Raw genomic sequence first — 21,159 nt, forward strand, 5'->3', positions numbered from 1 at the left:
CTCGCGTGCGGTCGGGTCATCGCTCAGTCGCGTCCGGTGAGGGCCCAGGCGTCGTCGTCGGAGCCCTCGTCGTCGTCGTGGTAATCGGTCGCCGCCGGGCCGGTGGGCTCGGCGAGCGGGTCCGCGTAGGCGTCGGGCGCGGCGGGCGACGGCTGGGCCGCGTGCTCGCCTGGCTCCTCGCCGCGCATGCGGGCGAGGACGCCGGGCAGCTGCTCGGCGGTCACCAGCACGTCGCGGGCCTTCGAGCCCTCGGAGGGGCCGACGACCTCGCGCGACTCGAGCAGGTCCATCAGGCGTCCGGCCTTCGCGAAGCCGACGCGCAGCTTGCGCTGCAGCATCGAGGTCGAGCCGAACTGGGTGCTCACCACGAGCTCCGCGGCGGCCATCAGCAGCTCGAGGTCGTCGCCGATGTCGGAGTCGATCTCCTTCCGCTGCGCCTGCACCGTGATGTCCTGGCGGTACTCGGGCTGGGCCTGGCGGGTGACGTGCTCGACGACCTTGGCGATCTCCTCCTCGCGCACCCAGGCGCCCTGGACGCGCATCGGCTTGTTCGTGCCCATCGGCAGGAACAGGCCGTCGCCCTGGCCGATGAGCTTGTCCGCGCCGGGCTGGTCGAGGATGACCCGCGAGTCGGTGACGCTCGTGACGGCGAAGGCGAGGCGGCTCGGCACGTTGGCCTTGATCAGGCCGGTCACGACGTCGACGCTCGGCCGCTGGGTGGCGAGCACGAGGTGGATGCCGGAGGCGCGGGCGAGCTGGGTGATGCGGACGATCGAGTCCTCGACGTCGCGCGGCGCGACCATCATCAGGTCGGCGAGCTCGTCGACGACCACCAGGAGGTACGGGTACGGCCGCAGCACGCGGTTGCTGCCGGCGGGGAGCTTGATCTCGCCGCTGCGCACCGCCGCGTTGAAGTCGTCGATGTGCCGGTAGCCGAACGACGCGAGGTCGTCGTAGCGCATGTCCATCTCCTTCACGACCCACTGGAGCGCCTCGGCGGCCTTCTTGGGGTTCGTGATGATGGGCGTGATGAGGTGCGGGACGCCGCCGTAGATCGTGAGCTCGACGCGCTTGGGGTCGATCAGGACCATGCGGACGTCCTGCGGGCTGGCGCGCATCAGCAGGCTCGTGATCATCGAGTTCACGAAGCTGGACTTGCCGGAGCCGGTCGAGCCGGCGACCAGGAGGTGCGGCATCTTGGCGAGGTTGGCCACGACGTAGCCGCCCTCGACGTCCTTGCCGACGCCGATCGTCATCGGGTGCGAGGACGTGGTCGACGCCGCGGAGCGCAGGACGTCGCCGAGGGAGACGATCTCGCGGTCGGTGTTCGGGATCTCGACGCCGATCGCGCTCTTGCCCGGGATGGGCGAGAGGATCCGCACCTCGTTGCTGGCGACCGCGTAGGAGAGGTTCTTGCTCAGCGCGGTGACGCGCTCGACCTTGACGCCGGGGCCGAGCTCGATCTCGTAGCGGGTCACCGTCGGGCCGCGGGAGAAGCCGGTCACCGTCGCGTCGACGTTGAACTGCTGCAGCACCTCGGTGAGCGCCCGGACCATCTCGTCGTTCGCGGCGGAGCGCGCCTTCGACGGCGTGCCCGTGGACAGCGCAGAGGCCGAGGGCAGGCGGTAGGGCGTGTCCTCCTCGAAGGAGGAGTCGAAGCCGGCGGTCGAGTCGGCGTCGACCGGGGCGATGGGGCCCGTCTCGATGACGGGCGGCAGCGGGACGGCCGGGGCGACGTCGAGGTCGTCGAGGGTGATGACGCCGGTGGCGTCGTCGTCGACCACGCCCAGCGGGATGCGGGTGGTCGCGGTCTGATCGTGGCGGGCGAGCGCGGCCTCGGCCGACTCCGCCTCGGAGACGACCTCGGTCGCGTAGGAGCGGGTCGGCGGGTGGGCGTCCTCGCGGTCCTCGGACGCGGGCTCCTCGAGTGCGGTGTCGAAGCCCTTGCCCCGACCGCGTCGCTTCCGGCCCCGGGGCTCGTCGTCCTCGTCGCCGAGCGCGTCGATCGGCAGCTCGGCCTGCACGGTGGGCTCGTCCTCGCGGCCGGAGTCGGTGCGGCGCCACCAGGGCAGCTCGCCGCCCTCCTCCTGCTCGTCGTCGGCCTTCTCGCTCTCGGCCTTCGCGGCCGCCTTGGCGGCGGCCCTCTCGGCCTTCAGCCGTGCGCGCTCCTCGTCGTCGAGGACGGGGGCGCCGAAGAGGTAGCCGTAGAGCTCGCGCGAGCGGGCCGCGATCCGGTTCGGCGGGGTCTTGGTGATGATGAACAGGGAGAGCAGGACGACCAGCGCGAGCAGCACCGTGGCACCCGGCACCGTCGCGAGCGCCGCCAGGGGCGCACCGACGAGCCAGCCGAGCACGCCGCCGGCGGCGGCCATCTGCTCGATGCCGGAGCCGGGCATCGGCGAGCCGAGGTGCACGTGGCAGAGGCCGGCCGAGGAGATCAGCAGGACGGCGAGACCGACGCCGATGCGGCCGTTGTCGTCGACCGAGCGGGGGTGGCGGAAGAGCCAGAGCGAGAAGAGCAGCAGCACCACGGGGAGCACGTAGGCGACGCGGCCGAACAGCCCGCCGAAGCTCCAGGCGTCGAGCACCAGGGCGACCGGGTCCGTCGCGAGGAACCACTCGACCACGGCGCCGGCGATCGCGAGCAGCAGGAGCAGGAAGGGGACGCCGTCGCGGCGCTCCTCCTTCGCGAGGCGCTCGGGGCCGAGTGCCCGCGCGGCGCCGCCGGCCAGGTGCGCGAGCGCCATCCAGACGGTGACCAGCGGGTTCGTGCGCGGGGCCGAGCTGAACGCGACCGTGCTCTTCTCGGAGGATGCGCGCCCGGAGCCGCGGCCGGAGCGCGGGGTGCCCGAGCGCGCGGGGGCGCCCGCCTTCGCGCGGGAGGTCGTCTTCGGAGTGGTCGCCATAGGGCCACCGTACCCGCCGCCTCCGTCATCGCCGCGGACCCGCGCCGCGAGGCCCGCGAGGGCGGGAGGGAGCGCGCGGCTCCGCTCAGCGCAGGGTCGCCACCATCGTCTCCGCGTCGCCCCGGTCCTCGACGGCGCTGAACCCCTCGCTCCGATAGAGCCTGCGGGCGAAGTTGTCGGTGGAGACGTTGAGCGAGAGGCGCGCGTAGCCGGCGGCGCGCGCCTGCTGCAGCGCGGCGCGGAGCAGGCCGCGGCCCACGCCCTGCGCGCGCCAGACCGGGCGCACTCCGAGGGTCAGCTCCGGCACTCCCGGCGCGACGAAGCCGCGGCCGGGCACCGCAGCGCTGAACAGCCGGAACCAGCAGGCGCCGATCCGCTCGCCGTCGGCCGTCTCGGCGACCGAGCCGAGGTCGCCCGGGCGGGGCCAGCCGGCGACGTAGCGGCGCGTCGCCTCGTCCTCGAGCACGTCGATGCGGGTGCGGGCCGCGGTCCAGTTCCAGTTCGCCGCGTCGACGAGCATGTCGGCGAGGAAGGGGGCGTCGTCCCTGCGGGCGGGACGGATCGAGTGGTCCATGCGAGGTCTCCGTGGGGGCTCGGGTCTGGCATGCGGTGCGGGCGTGCAGCCCGCGGTGGGGGTGGGACGGGGTGCTTGCTGGTGGGGCAGGGGGCGGGAGCGGCGGGTCGGGGGCCGCGGACGGGCGGAGCGGCGGGGAGGGCGCGGGGCGCCCCCGCTCCGGCGGGTCAGGCCTCGATGACGAGGGGCACGATCATCGGGCGGCGGCGGTAGGTGGTGTTGACCCAGCGGCCGACGACGCGGCGGATGCTCTGCGAGAGCGCGTGCTGGTCGCTCACTCCGCTCTGCACCGTCTCCTCCAGCGCCCTGGCGATCCGCGGCTTGACGTCGTCGAAGACGCTGTCGTCCTCCGCGAAGCCCTTGGCGTGGATCTCGGGACCGACGACCATCCGGCCGGTGCCCGCCTCCACGACCACGATGATCGAGATGAAGCCCTCCTCGCTGAGGATGCGGCGGTCCTTGAGGTCGGCGTCCGTGATCTCGCCGACGGACGAGCCGTCGACGTAGACGAAGCCGAGATCGAGCTGGCCGGCCACAGTCACGACGCCGTCGCGGAGGTCGAGCACCGTGCCGTCCTCGGCGATGATCGTGTTCTCCTCGGCGATGCCGGTGGCCTGGGCGAGCTTCGCGTTCGCGACCAGGTGGCGGTACTCGCCGTGCACGGGCAGCACGTTCAGGGGCTTCAGGATGTTGTAGCAGTAGATCAGCTCGCCGGCCGCGGCGTGACCCGAGACGTGCACCTTGGCGTTGCCCTTGTGCACGACGGTCGCGCCGAGCTTGGTCAGCCCGTTGATCACGCGGTAGACGGCGTTCTCGTTGCCCGGGATGAGGCTCGACGCGAGGATGACGGTGTCGCCCTCCCCCGGCTGGATCTGGTGGTCGAGGTTCGCCATCCGGCTGAGCACCGCCATCGGCTCGCCCTGCGAGCCGGTGGACATGTAGACGATGCGGTCTTCGGGGATGTCGCCCGCCTTCTTGACGTCGATGAGGACGCCCTGCGGCACCTTGAGATAGCCGAGGTCGGCCGCGATGCCCATGTTGCGGACCATCGAGCGGCCGAGCAGCGCCACGCGCCGCCCGTTCGCGTGCGCGGCGTCGAGCACCTGCTGCACCCGGTGGACGTGGCTGGAGAAGCTCGCGACGATCACCCGTCGGGTCGCCTTCGCGATGACGCTCTCGATGACCGGGCCGATGTCGCGCTCGTTGGGCGTGAAGCCGGGCACGTCGGCGTTGGTGGAGTCGACCATGAACAGGTCGATGCCCTCCTCGCCGAGCCGGGCGAAGGCGCGGAGATCGGTGATGCGGCCGTCGAGCGGCAGCTGATCCATCTTGAAGTCGCCGGTGTGCAGGACGGAGCCGGCATCGGTGATGATCGCGACGGCGAGCGCGTCGGGGATGGAGTGATTGACCGCGACGAACTCGAGCTCGAAGGGGCCGAGGTTCTCGACGTCCCCCTCCTTCACCGCGAGCGTGTACGGCTTGATCCGATGCTCCTTCAGCTTCGCCTCGACCAGCGCGAGCGTCAGGGTGGAGCCGATCAGCGGGATGTCCCGCTTGAGCTTCAGGAGGTACGGCACGGCGCCGATGTGGTCCTCGTGGCCGTGGGTGAGCACGACGCCGACGATGTCGTCGAGGCGGTCCTTGATCGGGCCGAAGTCGGGGAGGATCAGGTCGACGCCCGGCTGGTTCTCCTCGGGGAAGAGCACGCCGCAGTCGACCACGAGGATCTTGCCGTCGATCTCGAAGATCGTCATGTTGCGGCCGATCTCGCCGAGGCCGCCGAGCGGGACGATCCGCAGCGTGCCGGCCTCGAGCGCGGCAGGAGTGATCACGGGACTGGGCATGCGCCCTCCTCTTCCTCGGTCGGGAGTCGTCCGTGCCGCTCGTGCGGCGTCAGCGTGTGGTGCCGGCGACCTTCGGCAGCGCGCCGCCCGCGGCGGCGTTGCGGTCGGGCCGGAAGTTGCGGAAGTCGACGCCGGGGATGTCGCGGACGAGGCCGAGCTCGTCCTCGATCAGGGCGGCCTCCGACTCCTCGGGGCCGACCAGCGGCAGGCGCACGCGCGGCGAGGAGATGCGGCCGAGGCCGTGCAGGATGTACTTCGCCGCGACGGTGCCGGGGACGTGGGTCATCACGGCGCGCACGAGCGGCTCGAGCTGCTGGTGCGCGAGGGTGGCCGCCTTGAGGTCGCCGGAGTTCACGGCGTCGACGATGGTGCGGTAGGGCGAGGCCGCGATGTTGGCCGTCACGCCGATCAGGCCGGTGGCACCGATCGCGAGCTCGGGCAGGACGTTCGCGTCGTCGCCGCAGAAGTACATCAGGTCGGTCTGGTTGAGGACGCGGCTGACCTCCGAGAGGTCGCCCTTGGCGTCCTTGACGGCGAGGATGTTCGGGTGCTTCGCCGCGCGGAGGATCGTCTCGTAGCGGATGGGGACGCCGGTGCGGCCGGGGATGTCGTAGAGGATGACCGGGAGGTCGGTCGCGTCGGCGATCATCCGGAAGTGAGTGAGGATGCCCGCCTGGGTCGGCTTGTTGTAGTACGGCGTGACGATCATGTTGCCGTCGGCGCCGGCCTTCTCGCTCTGGCGGGCGAGCTGCATCGCGTGCGCGGTCTCGTTCGAGCCGCCGCCGGTGATGATCTTCGCGCGGCCCGCGGCGACCGCCTTGCCGACCTCGACGAGGCGGATCTTCTCCGGGTCGGTCAGCGTGCTGGTCTCGCCGGTGGTGCCGGTGACGACGATGCCGTCGGCGCCCTTGGCGATGCAGTCGTCGATGTGCTTCTCGACGCCGGGCCAGTCGACCTCGCCGTCGGCGGTGAACGGGGTGACCAGGGCGACCAGGACCTGGCCGAAAGGATTCTCCGGAGTTGACACGAGCCAAGGGTAACGGGTCGGCGGCGGGGCGCCGCGGCGGTTCTGCGCCGCCGGTGCCGGGCAGGGCGGCGGGTGCCGGTTCGATCTGCAGGCGCTCGTCCGATCTGCAGGCGCTCGTCCGATCTGCAGGCGCTCGTCCGATCTGCAGGCGCTGGTCCGATCTGCAGGTGCTGCCCGGCCGATCGGGCCCGGACCCGCGCCGGGTGTGTCCACAGGTGCCGGATCGCCTGCAGATCGGACCTGTCCCGCTGACCGCCGGCGGAGGACGTCAGCTGCGGACGTGATCTCCGCGGGAGAGGGCGGCGAGGATGTCCGCCTCCACGAGGTGCCACTGGTCGAGGACGAGGGCGGTGCGGTAGTGGCGGACGCGGTAGCCGAGCAGGCCGAGCTCGACGTCGCGCACGTTGTCGCCGTCCGCCTCGTGGAACGCGGCTCCGTCCACCTCGAGGGCGAGGACCTCTCCGAGCAGGAAGTCCACGCGGCGGCGCCCGATGCGCACCTGCTGGCGGAACGCGATCCCCGCCGCACGCAGCCGGAAGGCGACCATCGACTCCAGCCCGCTCTCGGAGGACGCGCCGGCCCAGCGGAGGAGCCGCCGGAGCGTCGTCGGCAGGCGGGCCAGGATTCGCGATCTGCCCTCGGAGCCGAGGAGTCGCCGGTGCAGGGCCGATTCGAGGAGGACGAACGCGAACTCAGCACCCTGGCAGGTCGCCGCTTCGACGATGCAGTCCTCGATCGCCTGCACCAGCGTGCACGGGCGCGGCGCCTCCATCGACCAGTGGACGACGACATCGGGATCCGGGACGAGCCGGACGGTGTGACGGTCCGGGTCGCGCAGTCGCGAGGTGTGAGCGCGGACGGCGACGTGCAGGCCGCGGAAGCGCGGCACCCACAGCCCGTGCGCGGCGGCGGCGTTCGCGCACGCGAGGACTCCGCCGACGCGGAACGCCCGCTCGACTCCGGTGTCGACGCCGGGAAGGGCGTACCAGCCCTTCCGGATGCGGACGAGCGCACCCGACTTCACCGCATCGCGCAGCTCGCGGGCGGTCGATCCCTCGCGGAGGAACTGCTCGGTCTTCACGAGGCCGCCGGAGCGGAGGACGGAGCTGGAGGACGGGCGCACCAGGCGAGCGTGTCCCGCGGGCAAGCGGCGTGGGCTCCGTGTGCGCCGATCAGTGGAGAACGGGAGGGTACGGCTCCTGTGGAGGAGCCAGGTCCGGAGGGACGACGTCCGATCTGCAGGCGATCCGAGCTCGCCCGGCCAGGCTCACGCGCCTCGGGGCGGGTCGGCCGTCCGATCGCCTGCAGATCGGACCAGGACCTGCGGATCAGACCCGGACCTGCAGCGCGGACCAGGACCTGCAGAACGGACCAGGACCTGCGGATCGGACCGGAGCCTGCAGATCGGACCAGGACCTGCGGATCGGACCAGGACCTGCGGATCGGACCAGGACCTGCAGAACGGACCGGGACCTGCAGAACGGACCAGGACCTGCAGAACGGACCGGCGCCTGCAGATCGGACCAGGGCCTAGAGGAGGGGCGGCGGGGTGGGCGGGGTCGGGGCCAGGGGCGGCGGGTGCCGGGCGCCGGCTAGGGGGCGACGCGGCCGTTCGCGGTGAAGGCGGCGGCGGTGAGGGGCATCAGCTGCTCGAAGTGCTGCTCCATCTGCTCGGCGGCCATCTCGATCTCGCGCTGCGGGAAGGAGGGGAACGTCGAGTCCTCTCGCTTGGTGCGCAGGGAGAGGAAGTTCATCAGCGAACGGGCGTTGAGCGTCACGTACATCGACGAGTAGATGTTCAGCGGGAGCACGATGCGGGCGACCTCGCGGGCCACGCCCTCCTGGAGCATCCGCTGGTACGCCTCGAAGGCCTGGATGCTGGCGCGGCGGGTCTCGGCGACGACGAGCTCGGTCTGCTCGGGGGTGCCGGGCTCGAAGGAGTAGGCGCCGGGCTTGCCGACCTGGACGAGGTTGCGCTGGGGTCCGGGGACGTAGAAGACGGGGCGGAGCTCGCGGTAGCGGCCCGACTCCTCGTTGTAGGAGGCGATGCGGTGCCGCATGAACTCGCGGAAGACGAAGATCGGCGCCTGCACGTAGAACGTCATCGAGTTGTGCTCGAAGGGCGAGCCGTGGCGGTCGCGCATCAGGTAGTTGATCAGGCCGCGGTCGCGCTTGCCCTGCAGCTCGGCGTCGGCCGACTCCTCGTCGAGGGCGGCCGCGAGGGTCTTCTCGCCCTGCGTCGAGACGCGGGCGGCGAAGAGCACGTCGGAGTCGTGGGCGCTGGAGCGGACGAGCTCGACGACGACATCGGAGCGGAAGATCGGGGTGCTGTCGGAGGCGCTCTGGTCGGTCACGGCTTCGACCCTAGAGCACCGCCCTCCGACGCAGAGCGCAATGGAAGGGCGTGCAGCCCGGTCGCCGCCTACCGTGATCGCGTGGACCCTCTCTGGATCGCGGCCGCCATGCTGGGACTCGTCGCGCTCGGAACCGCCCTCGGGCTGCTGCTGCGACGTGCCGCCGGGCGTGTCCGCGCCCGGCCCGCGACGTCCGCCGAGCACATCGATCCCGCCGAGCTCGTCGACGGCGCGGTCCTCGGCCGGCGCGCCACCGTCGTGCAGTTCTCGACGGACCACTGCGCCCGCTGCCCCGGCGTGCACCGGATGCTCGCCGAGCTCGCCGGCGGCCGCGAGGGCGTCGTGCACCTGGACGTCGACCTCACCCGCCGGGCCGATCTGGCCGGCCGCTTCCGCATCCTGCAGACCCCGACCCTGCTCGTCCTCGACGCCGACGGAGTGCCCCGGAGCCGCATCGCCGGTGCTCCGGCCCGGGCCGTCGTCGTCGCCGAGCTCGACCGACTGGAGACAGCATGACCACCACCCCGCCCGCCGGCTCGGTCGATCCGCGCGGACCGCGGTTCGCCGCGTCCGTCACCGCCGTGCTGCTGCTCGCGGCCGTGGGGCTCGGCCTCTCGGCGCCGGTGCCGACGGAGTCCGCGGCCGCGCGTCTCACCCAGCCCGGATTCCTGCTGCTCGCGGTCATCGCCGCGCTGTTCGCCTGGTCCGCCGCCCGCGGCATCGGCTCCGGCCCGTGGGCGGTCGTCTTCCGCAGGCTGGTCCGGCCGCGCATCGCGCCCCCGTCCGAGTGGGAGGACGCGCGCCCGCCGCGGTTCGCGCAGCTGATCGGCCTGATCGTCACGGGCGCAGGCGTCGTTCTCCACCTCGCAGGCGTGCCCGGTGCGGTGCCGATCGCCGCAGCGATCGCCTTCCTCGCCGCCTTCCTCAACGCGGCCTTCGGCCTCTGCCTGGGCTGCGAGCTCCACCTCCTGCTGGTGCGGGCCGGGGTCCTCGGGCGCACGGCCGGCTCCCGGGCCTGAGGCCCTAGGCTGAATCCCGCTTCGCGGGCGGCCCGCGACGGGCCTCGGGAGGCACCATGAGCGGATTGACTGCACGTCACTCGGATCAGGACGGGACCGGCGGCGCCGGCGAGTCCCCCCGGCGCTCCACCCGCACCGCGGCCGAGCGGTCGTCGGCGCTGCCCGGCGACGCGGCAGGGACGCACACGGCGGAGCGCGCCCAGGAGGAGACCGCTCCCCCGCAGCGCCTCCGGGTGCTGATCTCGGGCGCGAGCGGCATGATCGGCTCGGAGCTCGTGCGGCAGCTGCGCTCGGACGGGCACCAGATCTTCCGCCTCGTCCGGCACGCGCCGACCAGCCCGGACGAGTTCCACTGGGCGCCGGCCTCGCACATGCTCGACTTCAGCGTGCTCGACCGGGTCGACGCCGTGATCAACCTCTCGGGCGCCTCGATCAGCCGCCTCCCGTGGACCTCCTCCTACAAGCGGGAGATCCTCGACTCGCGGGTGCAGGCGACCCAGACCATCACCGACGCGATGCGGATGGCCTCCACTCCCCCGTCGATCCTGCTGAACGCGTCCGCGGTCGGCTACTACGGCGACCGCCCCGGCGAGGTGCTGACGGAGGAGTCCTCCCGCGGCGACGGCTTCCTCGCCGACGTCGTCGAGCGCTGGGAGCAGGCCGCGCTGCTCGCTCCCGAGAGCACGCGCGTCGCGATGATCCGCACCGGGCTGGTGCTCGGGCAGGGCGGTGCGCTGAAGCCGCTGCTCCCGCTGACGAAGCTCGGGCTGAGCGGACCGCTCGGCGGCGGCGAGCAGGTCTGGCCGTGGATCAGCCTCTACGACGAGGCCGCCGCGATCCGCCACCTGCTGACCTCGTCGCTGTCCGGACCGGTGAACCTCGCGGGGCCCGAGGCCGCGACGGCGAACGACGTGATGAGCACTCTCGCCGAGCTGCTGCACCGGCCGTTCAAGCTGCCGGTGCCGGAGAAGATCATCGAGCTGGCGCTCCGCGACGCCGGGCACGAGCTCCTGCTCTCGAGCCAGGAGATGGTGCCGCAGCGACTGCTGGACGACGGCTTCGTCTTCCGCCACCGCACGGTGGCCGACGCGTTGAAGTGGGTCCTGGCCTGAGCCGGAGGCCCGTCTGATCGCCGTCGCGACTCAGACGGGCTGCTCGTGCTCCAGGGCGATCGAGCGGCGGATCGCGCCGCGGGCCCGCTTGCGGTCACCGCTGGCGTCGTAGGCGAGACCGAGCCGGTACCAGGCGCGCCAGCTGTCCGGGTTCTCGTCGACGTCGGCCGCGTAGCGCGGGAAGAGGGCGTCGGCCTCGGCGCGGTCGAGCCGACCGGTCGCGCTCGACTCGAGCACCTCGGACGGCAGGGCGTCCTCCGCCTCGAGCCGGCGGGCCAGCTTCTCGGCCCGGACGCCGAAGGACACCTCGCGCACGAGACCCCAGACGCCCACCCCGCCGAGCACGAGCAGCCCGACGCCCATCGCGATGCCGGGGACGGTGCCCGCGGCGAAGGCGACGTAGGAGTACTGCAGGCAGACGAAGAGGTAGAGCGCGAGGAGCACCGCCATCAGGCCGACGCCGACGCGGGTCCTCACGGGGCGCTCGTCGCGGCCGCGGCCTGACCGGAGGGGGCGTCGTCGCGGATCGCGGGCTCGTCGCGGACCCGCTCGGCGAGGGGTGCCGCGTCGAACGCCGCGCGGAGGTCGATCAGCGCGTCGAGCCCGACGACGACGCCGGTCGTCGTCCGGACGGCCTCGAGGGCGCGGAGGATGCCCGCCTCGTAGGAGGCGGACGACGTGGTGTCGTGCCGGACGGTGACGGTCTCGCCGGTGCCGCCGAAGACGACCTCCTGGCGCGCCTCGACGCCGGGCAGACGCAGGCTGTGCACGGGGATGCTCGCGACCTGCTGGCCGCGGGCGCGCTGATCGGTGTGCGGCGCCTGAACGGGGCCCAGCTCGGCCCGCGCGCGCAGCAGCAGCTCGGCGGTGCGGACGGCGGTGCCGGAGGGCGAGTCGACCTTGCGGGCGCCGTGGGTCTCGATGATCTCGACCGCGTCGAAGAAGCGGGCGGCGACCGTGGACAGCGCGGTGGCGAGCACCGAGCCGAGCGAGAAGTTGGGGATGATCACGACGCCGGCGCCGGGCTGAGCGTCGACGCTGCGGCGCAGAGCTGCGATGCGGTCGCCGGTCCAGCCGGAGGTGCCGACGAGGACCTTCCGGCCGTTCGCGACGGCGAGGTCGACGATCTGCTGGCTGACCGCGGGGAGCGTCATGTCGACGACGACGTCGGCGGCGAGCATCTCGCGGGGGTCGCTGCGCGAGCCGAGGCGGGCGACGAGGTCGAACTCCTCGGACGCCTCGAGGAGCGAGCAGGTGAGGGAGCCGAGTTTGCCGGTTGCACCGACGACGGCGACGGAGGTGGTCACCGTGCAAGCCTAACGACCGCTGCCGACGGGGAGGGTGCGGGCGGTGTCGGAGGGTGGCTCATGGTGGTCGAGCAGGTCCGGAGGGGCGTGTCGAGACTCACGCCGGACGGTGGGTGGATCTCGATACGCCCGCTGCGCGGGCTACTCGATCAGCATGGACTGGGAAGGCGCGTCTCGTGCTGGTCGAGCAGGCACGCAGGGGCGTGTCGAGACCCACGCCGGTCGGTGGGTGGATCTCGATACGCCCGCTGTGCGGGCTGGTCGATCAGCATGGAGGGCGGGGTCAGTAGGCCTGGGCCTCGGGGAGGCCGGTGCGCAGCTCGACGGGGAGGTGCGCGAGGTCGTTGTGGACGACCAGCACCGGCGGCTTGCGCGAGCGCACGCGGATGATGGTGAGGCCGCAGTTGGCCTGGTTGACGCCGAGCCAGCGCCAGTCCGGGGCGTCGAAGACGTGACGGACGAACCAGCCGATGACGAAGTTGTGCGTGATCAGCAGGTCGTGGCGGTCCTCGCGCGACGGGGCGAGGAACTCGGCCACGGCGTCCTGCATCTGCGCGTGCCCGGCGTCGATCTCGGCCGGCGTGACGCTGCCGAAGAACGGCTCGAAGGCGCGCGGCATGTCCGGCGTCGGGCCGGAGGGGATGCAGTCGAACAGCAGCGAGGACGGCTCGATCGACAGTCCGGGCAGGACCGCGCGGAACCGCGCCGCCGTCTCCTCCGCCCGCCGCAGCGGCGAATGCCACGCCCCGGTGAAGGGGACGCCGCCGAGGCGCTCGGCGATGAGGCGCGCCTGGCGCTCGCCCCTGGCCGACAGCGGCCCGTCGGGCATGCCGTGCTCGGCGTCCTGCTGCTCGCCGTGGCGGACGAGATAGATGTAGTGGGACACGGAGGTCCTCCCTGGTGCGGCGCGACGGTGCGCGGTCAGCGGGTGTTCGTGGAGCGGATCAGGCCGCGGGAGCGCTCTCGGTCTCGGCGATGCCGGCGAAGGTCGACTCGTCGACCGCCCCGACGGCCGAGATCGACGACGGCCCCCTGGCCAAGTCTGCCGCGAGTGCCTGGACGTCCTCCGCGCCGACGAGGGCGAGTCGACGCAGGCTCTCGTCGAGGTCGACGAACTCGCCGAAGGTCAGCTCGGAGCGGCCGAGGCGGGACATCCGGGTGTCCGAGTCCTCGAGGGCGAGCGCCGCGGCGCCCGAGAGCTGGCCGCGGGCGCGGGCGAGCTCGTCGGCGGTGACGCCGTGCTCGGCCAGCCGGGCGACCTCGCCGAGCAGCAGCTCCGCGACCGTGCCCGCCTTCGAGGGCGTGCAGGCGGCGTAGAGGCCGAAGAGGCCCGCGTCGGAGTAGGACGGTGCGAACGAGTAGACGGAGTAGGCGAGGCCGCGCTTCTCGCGCACCTCCTGGAACAGCCGCGAGGACATCCCGCCGCCGAGGATCGAGTTGAGGACGCCCATCGTCATGCGGCGCTCGTCCGCGGCGGCGAGCCCGGGGAAGCCGATCAGCAGGTTCGCCTGCTCGGTCGGGCGGTGCACGATCGAGAGCGGGGTGCCGCGGGTGAAGGCGGCCGAGCCGCCGACCCGGCGCTCGACGGGGGCGGCCGGAGTGCTGAGGTCCCAGCCGTCGGCGGCGAGGACGCGCTCGAGCTGGGCGACCAGCACCTCGTGGTCGACCGCTCCCGCGACCGTGACCACGAGATCGCGCGGGCGGTAGGCGGCCCGGTAGTGCGCCCAGACGGCGTCGCGGGTGGCCTCGCCGATGATCGCCGGGGTGCCGCCGATGGGGCGGCCGAGCGGATGGTCGCCGAAGACGGCCTCGAAGAGCCGCTCGCTGGCGACGTCGGCCGGGTCGTCGTCGGCCATCGCGAGCTCCTCGAGGATGACGCCCCGCTCGGTCTCGAACTCGCCCGCGTCGAGCAGGCTCGAGGTGACCATGTCGCCGATGACCTCGACCGCCATCGGCAGGTCGCGGTCCTGCACCTTGGCGTAGTAGCAGGTGTACTCCTTGGCGGTCATCGCGTTGTGCTCGCCGCCGACCGAGTCGAACGCCACCGCGATGTCGAGCGCGGACCGGGTTCCGGTGCCCTTGAAGAGCAGGTGCTCGAGGAAGTGGGTCGAGCCGAAGTTGGAGGGCACGGCGGGCAGTCCGTCGCGCGCGGGGAGGGCAGGGGCCTCGTCCCGCGATCCCGCCGCGACCCAGAAGCCGATCGTCGCGCTGCGCGCCCCCGGCATCGCCTCGCTGAGGATGCGGACACCGCTGGAGAGGACCGTCCGGCGGACCAGCGAGCCGCCGGCGGCCCCGATGGTCGTCTCCGGCTGTTCGAGAGGGAGTGCGACGCCGTGGTTCATCCGGGACAGCCTAGGCCACCCGGACGACGGCGGGGCGGCGCGGCCCGTCAGCGGCGGGCGCGCTCGAGGGCGGCCAGGTGGCCGTCGTCCAGCTCGAGGGTGACGGCGCGCACGAGCGCGTCCACGTCGGCCGCGGACCGCGGGGTGACGGCGGCGGCGGTCACTCCGCGGCGGGAGAGCAGCCAGGCCAGCGCGACGGCGGCGGGAGCGGCCGAGAGCTCGGCGCCGATGGCGTCCAGGGCGACCAGCACGCGGCGCCCTCGCCGACCGACGTGGGCCGCGGCGAGAGCGCCGTCGGGGAGCCGGCCGAGCCGCCGCCGGCCCCGCTCGACGCCGTCGAGGAAGCCGTGCGCCAGCGGCGCGGAGGAGAGGATCGAGAGCCCCTGGCCGGCGGCGACCATTCCGAGGTCGCCCTCCGCCCGGGCGCTGTCGAGGAGGCTGTAGGGCAGCTCGACGCCGGCGAGGCGCGGGTGGCCGTGACCGGCGAGCACCCGGGCCTCGAAGAGCTCCTCCGCGGTGAAGCCGGAGGCGATCGCGGTGCCGACGAGGCCGCGGGCGAGCAGCACCTCGAGGGCGCTGAGCAGCTCGTCGAGCCGGCCGGCGCCGTCGGGGCGGACCGCGAGGACGTCGAGACGCTCGATGCCGAGGCGCCGCAGCGACTCCTCGACCCGGGTCACCAGCGCGCGCGGCGAGGCCGTGGCGGACGGCGCGGCGCCGAGGCGGCCGAGCAGGCGGAAGCGGTCGCGGTCGCGGTGCCCGGCGAGCCAGCCGCCGATCCGCTCCTCCCCCTCGGGAGAGCCGTCGGCGACGACGACGCCGTCGCCGCCCCAGGCCGCGAAGCGCTCGAGCAGCTCGGGTCCGCCGAGGCCGCCGCGACCGAGCGCGGCGGCGTCGAGGACGAGCGGGAACAGGGACTCGGCGGTGTCGCCGAGACGGCGCCGGAGGGCGGCGGGAGCCACGACGGGCCCGCTGTCCGCGAGCGGCGGACGGACCGCGGTGCCGCGCTGCGTCCTCGCGGCCGAACCGGTCCTCACCCTCGCCACTCGCCCACTCCCCTGCGGCGGTCGGGTCCGCCGGGACCGAGAGTAGCCGAGCGCGCGGGCCGCCTCGCGGGGCGCTCGGACACGCTTAATCCGATCGTTACACGGTGCTTCCCCGCGGCGTCGCCGGCGTCGTCGGCGCCGGTGCGGCGACCCCGCCGGTGTCGGTGACGGCGGCTAGATTCGGGCCATGCAGCCCCTCACCCCGACCCCCTCGACGCCCTGGTGGACGAGCGCGGTCGTCTACCAGATCTACCCCCGCTCCTTCGCCGACTCCAACGGCGACGGCATCGGCGATCTCGGCGGCATCCGCGCGCACCTCGACCACCTCGCCGACCTCGGCGTGGACGTCGTCTGGCTGTCGCCGGTCTACCCCTCGCCCCAGCACGACAACGGCTACGACATCTCCGACTACCAGGACATCGATCCGCTCTTCGGCTCGCTGGAGGAGTTCGATCTGCTGCTGGCCGAGGCGCACGACCGCGGGATCAAGCTGGTGATGGACCTCGTGGTGAACCACACCAGCGACGAGCACGCCTGGTTCGTGCAGTCGCGGTCGTCGCAGGAGGACGCGAAGCGCGACTGGTACTGGTGGCGGCGCGGGCGCGACGGGGCCGCGCAGGAGTCCCCGCTCGACCCGGACGCCGAGCTCGAGGCCACCGCCGCGGCGGGCCTCGACGTCGCCGAGCCCAACGGCTGGCGCTCCTACTTCTCCGGGCCGGCCTGGACGCTCGATCCGGCGACCGACGAGTACTTCCTCCACCTCTTCGCGGTGCAGCAGCCCGACCTCAACTGGGAGAACCCCGAGGTGCGGCACGCGGTGCACGCGATGATGAACTGGTGGCTCGACCGCGGGGTCGACGGCTTCCGGATGGACGTCATCAACCTGGTCTCGAAGGACCTCGACGAGATCGACGGGCCGGGCGGCGGCTCCGGGATCGTCGGCGGCGTGGGCCCGCGGCTGCACGAGTACCTCCGCGAGATGAACGAGGCGGTGTTCGCCGGGCGCGACCAGGCCCTGATGACGGTCGGCGAGATGCCGGGCGTCACCCTCGAGGAGGCGGTGCTGGTCACCGATCCCGAGCGGCGCGAGCTCGACATGGTCTTCCAGTTCGAGCACGTCGGCATCGACCACGGCGTGGACAAGTTCCACCCGGTGCCGCTGGATCTCGTCGCCCTCAAGGCCAACCTCGCACGCTGGCAGGACGGGCTCGCGGAGCGGGGCTGGAACAGCCTCTACCTCGGCAACCACGACCAGCCGCGGCTCGTCTCGCGCTACGGCGACGACGGCGCCCTGCGCTACGAATCGGCGACGCTCTGGGCCACGCTCCTGCACCTGCAGCGCGGTACGCCCTACATCTACCAGGGCGACGAGATCGGGATGACGAACGTGCCGTTCGCCGGCATCGAGGACTTCCGCGACGTCGAGTCGCTGAACTACTTCGCCGAGGCCGTCGAGGAGCGCGGCGAGGACCCGGAGGAGGTGCTCGCCGGGCTGCGCGCGCAGAGCCGGGACAACGCGCGGACGCCCGTGCAGTGGGACGGCGGACCGCAGGCCGGCTTCACGACGGGCGAGCCGTGGATCCCGGTCAACCCGAACCACGTCGAGGTGAACGTGGCGGCCGACCGCGCCGCCGAGCGCTCGGTGTTCGAGTACTACCGGGCGCTGATCGCGCTGCGGCACGAGGACGAGACGGTGCGGCTCGGCCGGTTCGCCCTGCTCGAGGCGGAGCACCCGAGGCTGTTCGCGTTCACGCGGACCGGGGCCGACGAGCTGCTCGTCGTGGGCAACGTCTCCGGGGAGCCGCTCGAGGTCGCGCTGCTCGACGAATGGGCCGGCGCGGAGACGGTGCTCGGCAACGTGGCGGGTGCATCCGGCTCGACCCTCGGGCCGTGGGAGGCGCGGATCCTGCGCCGCTGAGCGATGTCGGGCCGCGCCTCCGCCCCGGCGGGGCGCGGCCCGGACCCGGCGACGCGCCTCAGGCGGAGGCGCGGTCGAGCTGGGCGATCTCGCTGCGGGTGATCGGAAGCGTGGCGGCGCCGAAGATCGACGCGAGCTCCTCGGCGCCCCGGGCGCGCACGATGACCGCGGAGACCTCCTGGTGCGCGAGCACCCAGGCGAGCGCGACGGTGCCGGAGTTGCTGGCGTGCGCGTCGGCGACCTCGTCGAGCGCCGCGAGCACCTTGTTGCCGTGCCGGCCGACGTAGTCCAGCGCCGCCTCGAACATGACCGACTCCGGCTCGTCGGAGCGGTGGCGCAGCTGACCCGTCAGGTAGCCGCTGGCGAGCGGCAGCCGGGCGAGGGTGCCGAGGCCCTGGCGGAGCACCTCGGGGGCGACGTCGGCCTCGTACTGCTTGCGCTCCATGAGGTTGTACTCGGCGATCACGGCGGTGAAGGCGGGCAGGCCGAGCTCGCGGGCGGCCTGCTCCGCCTCGGCGAGGGCGGCGCCGCTGAAGTGCGCCGCGCCGAGCGCGCGGACCGCGCCGCTCTCGATGAACGGGGCGACGGCCGCGAGGCTCTCGGCGATCGGGACCTCGGGGTCCTCGCTGTCGAAGGAGAGCAGGTCGATCCGGGTGCCGAGCCGCTCGAGGCTGCCCTCGATCGCGATCCGCACGTCCTCGGCGGCGAGACCCGGGGCGTCGGGGTGGCGGCCGACCTTGGTGGCGACGAGGAGCTCCTCGCGCCGGCCGCTCTGCTCGAGCCAGCGGCCGATCATGTACTCGCTGCGCCCGGTGGCGTAGTGGTCCGCGGTGGAGATCAGGGTGCCGCCGAGCTGCGCGAACGCGTCGAGCACCTCGGTCGTCTCGTCGATGCTCGCGGCCCAGCCGAAGACGGAGCCGTCGAGGGCGACCGGGTGCACGGGCAGACCGGTGGCTCCGAGGAGGCGGGGCGGAAGGGGCGTCTCCGGCGCGAGGGCCGGGGGCGTCGGGTCGGTCACGGGGTCCTCCGGTCGGGGCGGTGCGACGGCACGGTCCGGCCACCGTACCCCATGATCGGCGGGTGATCGGCACGACGGCGCCGCGCCCGGGAACGACGGACGCCCGCCCCACCGGAGTGGGACGGGCGTCGGTCGTGCGGGAGGGATCAGCTCTCGGCGGGAGCCTCGACGGGCGCCTCGGCGTCCTCGGCCACGACGGGCGCGAGGGACAGCTTGCCGCGGTCGTCGATCTTGGTGATCGAGACGAGCAGCTTCTGGCCGACTCCGAGGACGTCCTCGACGTTCTCGACGCGCTTGCCACCGGCGAGCTTGCGGACCTCGCTGATGTGCAGCAGGCCGTCCTTGCCGGGGAGGAGCGAGACGAACGCACCGAAGGTCGCGATCTTGACGACGGTTCCGAGGAACTGCTCGCCGACCTCGGGGTTGGTCGGGTTCGCGATGGCGTTGACCTGGGCGCGAGCGGCCTCGGCCGACGGACCGTCGACGGCGCCGATGTACACGGTGCCGTCCTCCTCGATGGAGATGTCGGCGCCGGTCTCGTCCTGGATCGCGTTGATCGTCTTGCCCTTGGGGCCGATCAGCTCGCCGATCTTGTCGACGGGGATCTGCACCGAGATCACGCGGGGCGCGGTCGGGGCCATCTCGTCGGGCTGGTCGATGGCCGCCGTGAGCACCGCGAGGATCGTGGTGCGGGCGTCCTTGGCCTGCTTGAGCGCGGCGTCGAGGACCGACGACGGGATGCCGTCGAGCTTCGTGTCGAGCTGGATGGCCGTGACGTACTCGGACGTGCCGGCGACCTTGAAGTCCATGTCGCCGAGCGCGTCCTCGGCGCCCAGGATGTCGGTCAGCGCCGCGTAGCGGGTGTGACCGTCGACCACGTCGGAGACGAGGCCCATCGCGATGCCCGCGACCGGGGCGCGCAGCGGCACACCGGCGTTGAGGAGCGACAGGGTCGACGCGCAGACGGAGCCCATCGAGGTGGAGCCGTTGGAGCTGAGCGCCTCGGACACCTGGCGGATCGCGTAGGGGAACTCCTCGCGGCTCGGCAGCACCGGCACGAGGGCGCGCTCGGCGAGGAAGCCGTGCCCGATCTCGCGACGCTTCGGCGAACCCACGCGGCCGGTCTCACCGGTCGAGTAGGGCGGGAAGTTGTAGTGGTGCAGGTAGCGCTTCTTCGTGACGGGCGACAGCGAATCGATCTGCTGCTCCATCTTGAGCATGTTCAGCGTGGTGACGCCCAGGATCTGGGTCTCGCCGCGCTGGAAGATCGCCGAGCCGTGGACGCGCGGGATGACCTGCACCTCGGCGTCGAGCGGACGGATGTCGGCGAGGCCGCGGCCGTCGATGCGCACGCCGTCGCGGAGGATGCGGCCGCGGACGACCACCTTCGTGACGGACTTGTACGCGGCACCGACCTGCGAGAAGGCCTCGGCGGAGAGCTGGCCGGACGCGATGCGCTCGGCGATCTGCTCCTTGACGCGCGCCTTGAGGGCGTCGTCGGCGTCCTGGCGCTCGACCTTGTCGGCGATCTGGTAGACGCGGACGAGCTCGTCGTAGCTGAGCTCGGCGACGTTGTCGTAGGTCTCCTGCGCGTAGGGCAGGAAGACCGGGTAGTCCTTGACGGGCTTCGCGGTCTCGGCGGCCAGCTTCGACTGCGCCTCGACGAGCGCGCGGAGGAAGGGCTTGGCGGCCTCGAGGCCCTGGGCGACGACGGCCTCGTCGGGCTTGGTGGCGCCCGCCTTGATGAGGTTCCACGAGACGTCGGTGGCCTCGGCCTCGACCATCATGATGGCGACGTCCGAGGAGCCGTCCTCGTTGGTGACGACGCGGCCCGCGACGGTGAGGTCGAAGACGGCGTTCTCGAGCTGCGAGGCCTTGGGGAAGGCGACCCACTGGTCGTTGCCCGAGCCGTCGGACATGAGCGCGAGGCGCACACCGGCGACGGGGCCCGAGAAGGGCAGGCCGGAGATCTGGGTCGAGGCGCTCGCGGCGTTGATCGCGAGGGCGTCGTAGAACTCGTCCGGCGCGATGCTGAGGACCGTGATGACGATCTGGACCTCGTTGCGCAGGCCCTCGACGAACGAGGGACGCAGCGGCCGGTCGATCAGACGGCAGACCAGGATCGCCTCGGTGGAGGGGCGGCCCTCGCGGCGGAAGAACGAGCCGGGGATCTTGCCGGCGGCGTAGGAGCGCTCCTCGACGTCGACGGTCAGCGGGAAGAAGTCGAAGTTGTCCTTCGGGTTCTTCGACGCGGAGGTGGCCGAGAGGAGCATGGTGTCCTCGTCGAGGTACGCGGCGACCGCGCCCTGAGCCTGCTGCGCGAGGCGGCCGGTCTCGAAGCGGACGGTGCGGGTGCCGTACGAGCCGTTGTCGAGAACGGCTTCGGCGAATGTGATTTCAGGACCTTCCAAGAGGTCTGTCTCCTTAACGTCTGCAGCGGCACCCCTCTGGGCGCCGGCGTTCGTCGGAGCGGCATGACGGTCAGGAATCGCACGCGATCCCACGGCAGGGCTTCGCGCCGTGCCGTCGTGTGGAGGGCGTTCGTGCTGGCCACCAGTAGAAGGGCTCCGGGTCTGCCCGATGTCGGCCGTTCTGACATCGCGAACCGGGACTCCACCACCGAGGACCAGCTTCCTGCCGGCCTGCTCCGTGGTTCGAACCCGATGACGACCGGCGGCCGCATCCGGATTCGGAA

The 21,159-nt window shown here is 72.7% G+C and carries 17 protein-coding genes; 4 read left to right on the forward strand and 13 right to left on the reverse strand.

The window, feature by feature from the left end; all coding sequences use genetic code 11:
- Positions 1–23 precede the first annotated feature (23 nt).
- The 6 genes from HQQ82_RS15405 to thyX form a co-directional block, all read right to left on the reverse strand.
- Positions 24–2,906 carry a DNA translocase FtsK gene (locus HQQ82_RS15405; protein ID WP_173234779.1) on the reverse strand — a complete coding sequence of 961 codons (2,883 nt, stop codon included), beginning with the start codon at positions 2,904–2,906 and terminating at the stop codon, positions 24–26.
- Positions 2,907–2,991: 85 nt separating this feature from the next.
- Positions 2,992–3,480: a GNAT family N-acetyltransferase gene (locus HQQ82_RS15410; RefSeq protein ID WP_173234781.1), complete on the reverse strand. Its 489-nt coding sequence runs from the start codon at positions 3,478–3,480 to the stop codon at positions 2,992–2,994.
- Between the two features lie 167 nt (positions 3,481–3,647).
- On the reverse strand, positions 3,648–5,324 hold the full coding sequence (locus HQQ82_RS15415; protein ID WP_173234783.1) for a ribonuclease J: 1,677 nt from the start codon (positions 5,322–5,324) through the stop codon (positions 3,648–3,650).
- Positions 5,325–5,373: 49 nt separating this feature from the next.
- Positions 5,374–6,351: a 4-hydroxy-tetrahydrodipicolinate synthase gene (gene dapA, locus HQQ82_RS15420; RefSeq protein ID WP_173234785.1), complete on the reverse strand. Its 978-nt coding sequence runs from the start codon at positions 6,349–6,351 to the stop codon at positions 5,374–5,376.
- A gap of 268 nt (positions 6,352–6,619) precedes the next feature.
- Positions 6,620–7,474 (reverse strand): type IV toxin-antitoxin system AbiEi family antitoxin domain-containing protein, encoded by an 855-nt coding sequence (locus HQQ82_RS20405; RefSeq protein WP_173234787.1) that lies wholly within the window; start codon positions 7,472–7,474, stop codon positions 6,620–6,622.
- Between the two features lie 469 nt (positions 7,475–7,943).
- Complete coding sequence (thyX, locus tag HQQ82_RS15430; protein WP_173234788.1) at positions 7,944–8,705, reverse strand: FAD-dependent thymidylate synthase; 762 nt, start codon at positions 8,703–8,705, stop codon at positions 7,944–7,946.
- A gap of 81 nt (positions 8,706–8,786) precedes the next feature.
- Between thyX and HQQ82_RS15435 the strand changes: the two genes are divergently transcribed.
- The 3 genes from HQQ82_RS15435 (at position 8,787) to HQQ82_RS15445 (ending at position 10,836) form a co-directional block, all read left to right on the forward strand.
- Complete coding sequence (locus HQQ82_RS15435) at positions 8,787–9,221, forward strand: thioredoxin family protein (RefSeq protein ID WP_367947966.1); 435 nt, start codon at positions 8,787–8,789, stop codon at positions 9,219–9,221.
- Positions 9,218–9,724, forward strand: coding sequence for a DUF4395 domain-containing protein (locus HQQ82_RS15440; RefSeq protein ID WP_173234790.1), 507 nt, complete (start codon positions 9,218–9,220; stop codon positions 9,722–9,724). The genes HQQ82_RS15435 and HQQ82_RS15440 overlap by 4 nt, the downstream gene beginning before the upstream one ends.
- Before the next feature lie 233 nt (positions 9,725–9,957).
- Positions 9,958–10,836, forward strand: a complete 879-nt coding sequence (locus HQQ82_RS15445) for a TIGR01777 family oxidoreductase (protein ID WP_367947990.1) — start codon at positions 9,958–9,960, stop codon at positions 10,834–10,836.
- Between the two features lie 30 nt (positions 10,837–10,866).
- Here the strand turns inward: HQQ82_RS15445 and HQQ82_RS15450 are convergent, their stop codons facing one another.
- The 5 genes from HQQ82_RS15450 to HQQ82_RS15470 form a co-directional block, all read right to left on the reverse strand.
- The gene (locus HQQ82_RS15450) at positions 10,867–11,313 is read right to left on the reverse strand and encodes a hypothetical protein (RefSeq protein ID WP_173234793.1); all 447 of its coding nucleotides are present in this window, start codon (positions 11,311–11,313) and stop codon (positions 10,867–10,869) included.
- Positions 11,310–12,143, reverse strand: a complete 834-nt coding sequence (gene dapB / locus HQQ82_RS15455) for a 4-hydroxy-tetrahydrodipicolinate reductase (RefSeq protein ID WP_173234795.1) — start codon at positions 12,141–12,143, stop codon at positions 11,310–11,312. The genes HQQ82_RS15450 and dapB overlap by 4 nt, the downstream gene beginning before the upstream one ends.
- A gap of 283 nt (positions 12,144–12,426) precedes the next feature.
- Positions 12,427–13,029, reverse strand: a complete 603-nt coding sequence (locus tag HQQ82_RS15460; protein ID WP_173234797.1) for a histidine phosphatase family protein — start codon at positions 13,027–13,029, stop codon at positions 12,427–12,429.
- Positions 13,030–13,087: 58 nt separating this feature from the next.
- Entirely contained in the window at positions 13,088–14,485 is a 1,398-nt protein-coding gene (locus HQQ82_RS15465; RefSeq protein ID WP_173234799.1) for a pitrilysin family protein, read from the reverse strand.
- A gap of 47 nt (positions 14,486–14,532) precedes the next feature.
- The gene (locus HQQ82_RS15470; RefSeq protein ID WP_173234801.1) at positions 14,533–15,519 is read right to left on the reverse strand and encodes an aldo/keto reductase; all 987 of its coding nucleotides are present in this window, start codon (positions 15,517–15,519) and stop codon (positions 14,533–14,535) included.
- Between the two features lie 196 nt (positions 15,520–15,715).
- On the opposite strand from HQQ82_RS15470, the gene HQQ82_RS15475 reads away from it, so the two are divergent.
- The gene (locus HQQ82_RS15475) at positions 15,716–17,446 is read left to right on the forward strand and encodes an alpha-glucosidase (RefSeq protein ID WP_173234803.1); all 1,731 of its coding nucleotides are present in this window, start codon (positions 15,716–15,718) and stop codon (positions 17,444–17,446) included.
- A 58-nt stretch (positions 17,447–17,504) separates the two neighbouring features.
- Here the strand turns inward: HQQ82_RS15475 and HQQ82_RS15480 are convergent, their stop codons facing one another.
- Both HQQ82_RS15480 and HQQ82_RS15485 read right to left on the reverse strand, forming a co-directional pair.
- Positions 17,505–18,464: an aldo/keto reductase gene (locus HQQ82_RS15480; RefSeq protein ID WP_173234805.1), complete on the reverse strand. Its 960-nt coding sequence runs from the start codon at positions 18,462–18,464 to the stop codon at positions 17,505–17,507.
- A gap of 146 nt (positions 18,465–18,610) precedes the next feature.
- The gene (locus tag HQQ82_RS15485; protein WP_173234807.1) at positions 18,611–20,875 is read right to left on the reverse strand and encodes a polyribonucleotide nucleotidyltransferase; all 2,265 of its coding nucleotides are present in this window, start codon (positions 20,873–20,875) and stop codon (positions 18,611–18,613) included.
- Positions 20,876–21,159 lie beyond the last annotated feature (284 nt).

The organism is Rathayibacter sp. VKM Ac-2856 (genome assembly GCF_013205055.1).
GTDB lineage: Bacteria > Actinomycetota > Actinomycetes > Actinomycetales > Microbacteriaceae > Rathayibacter.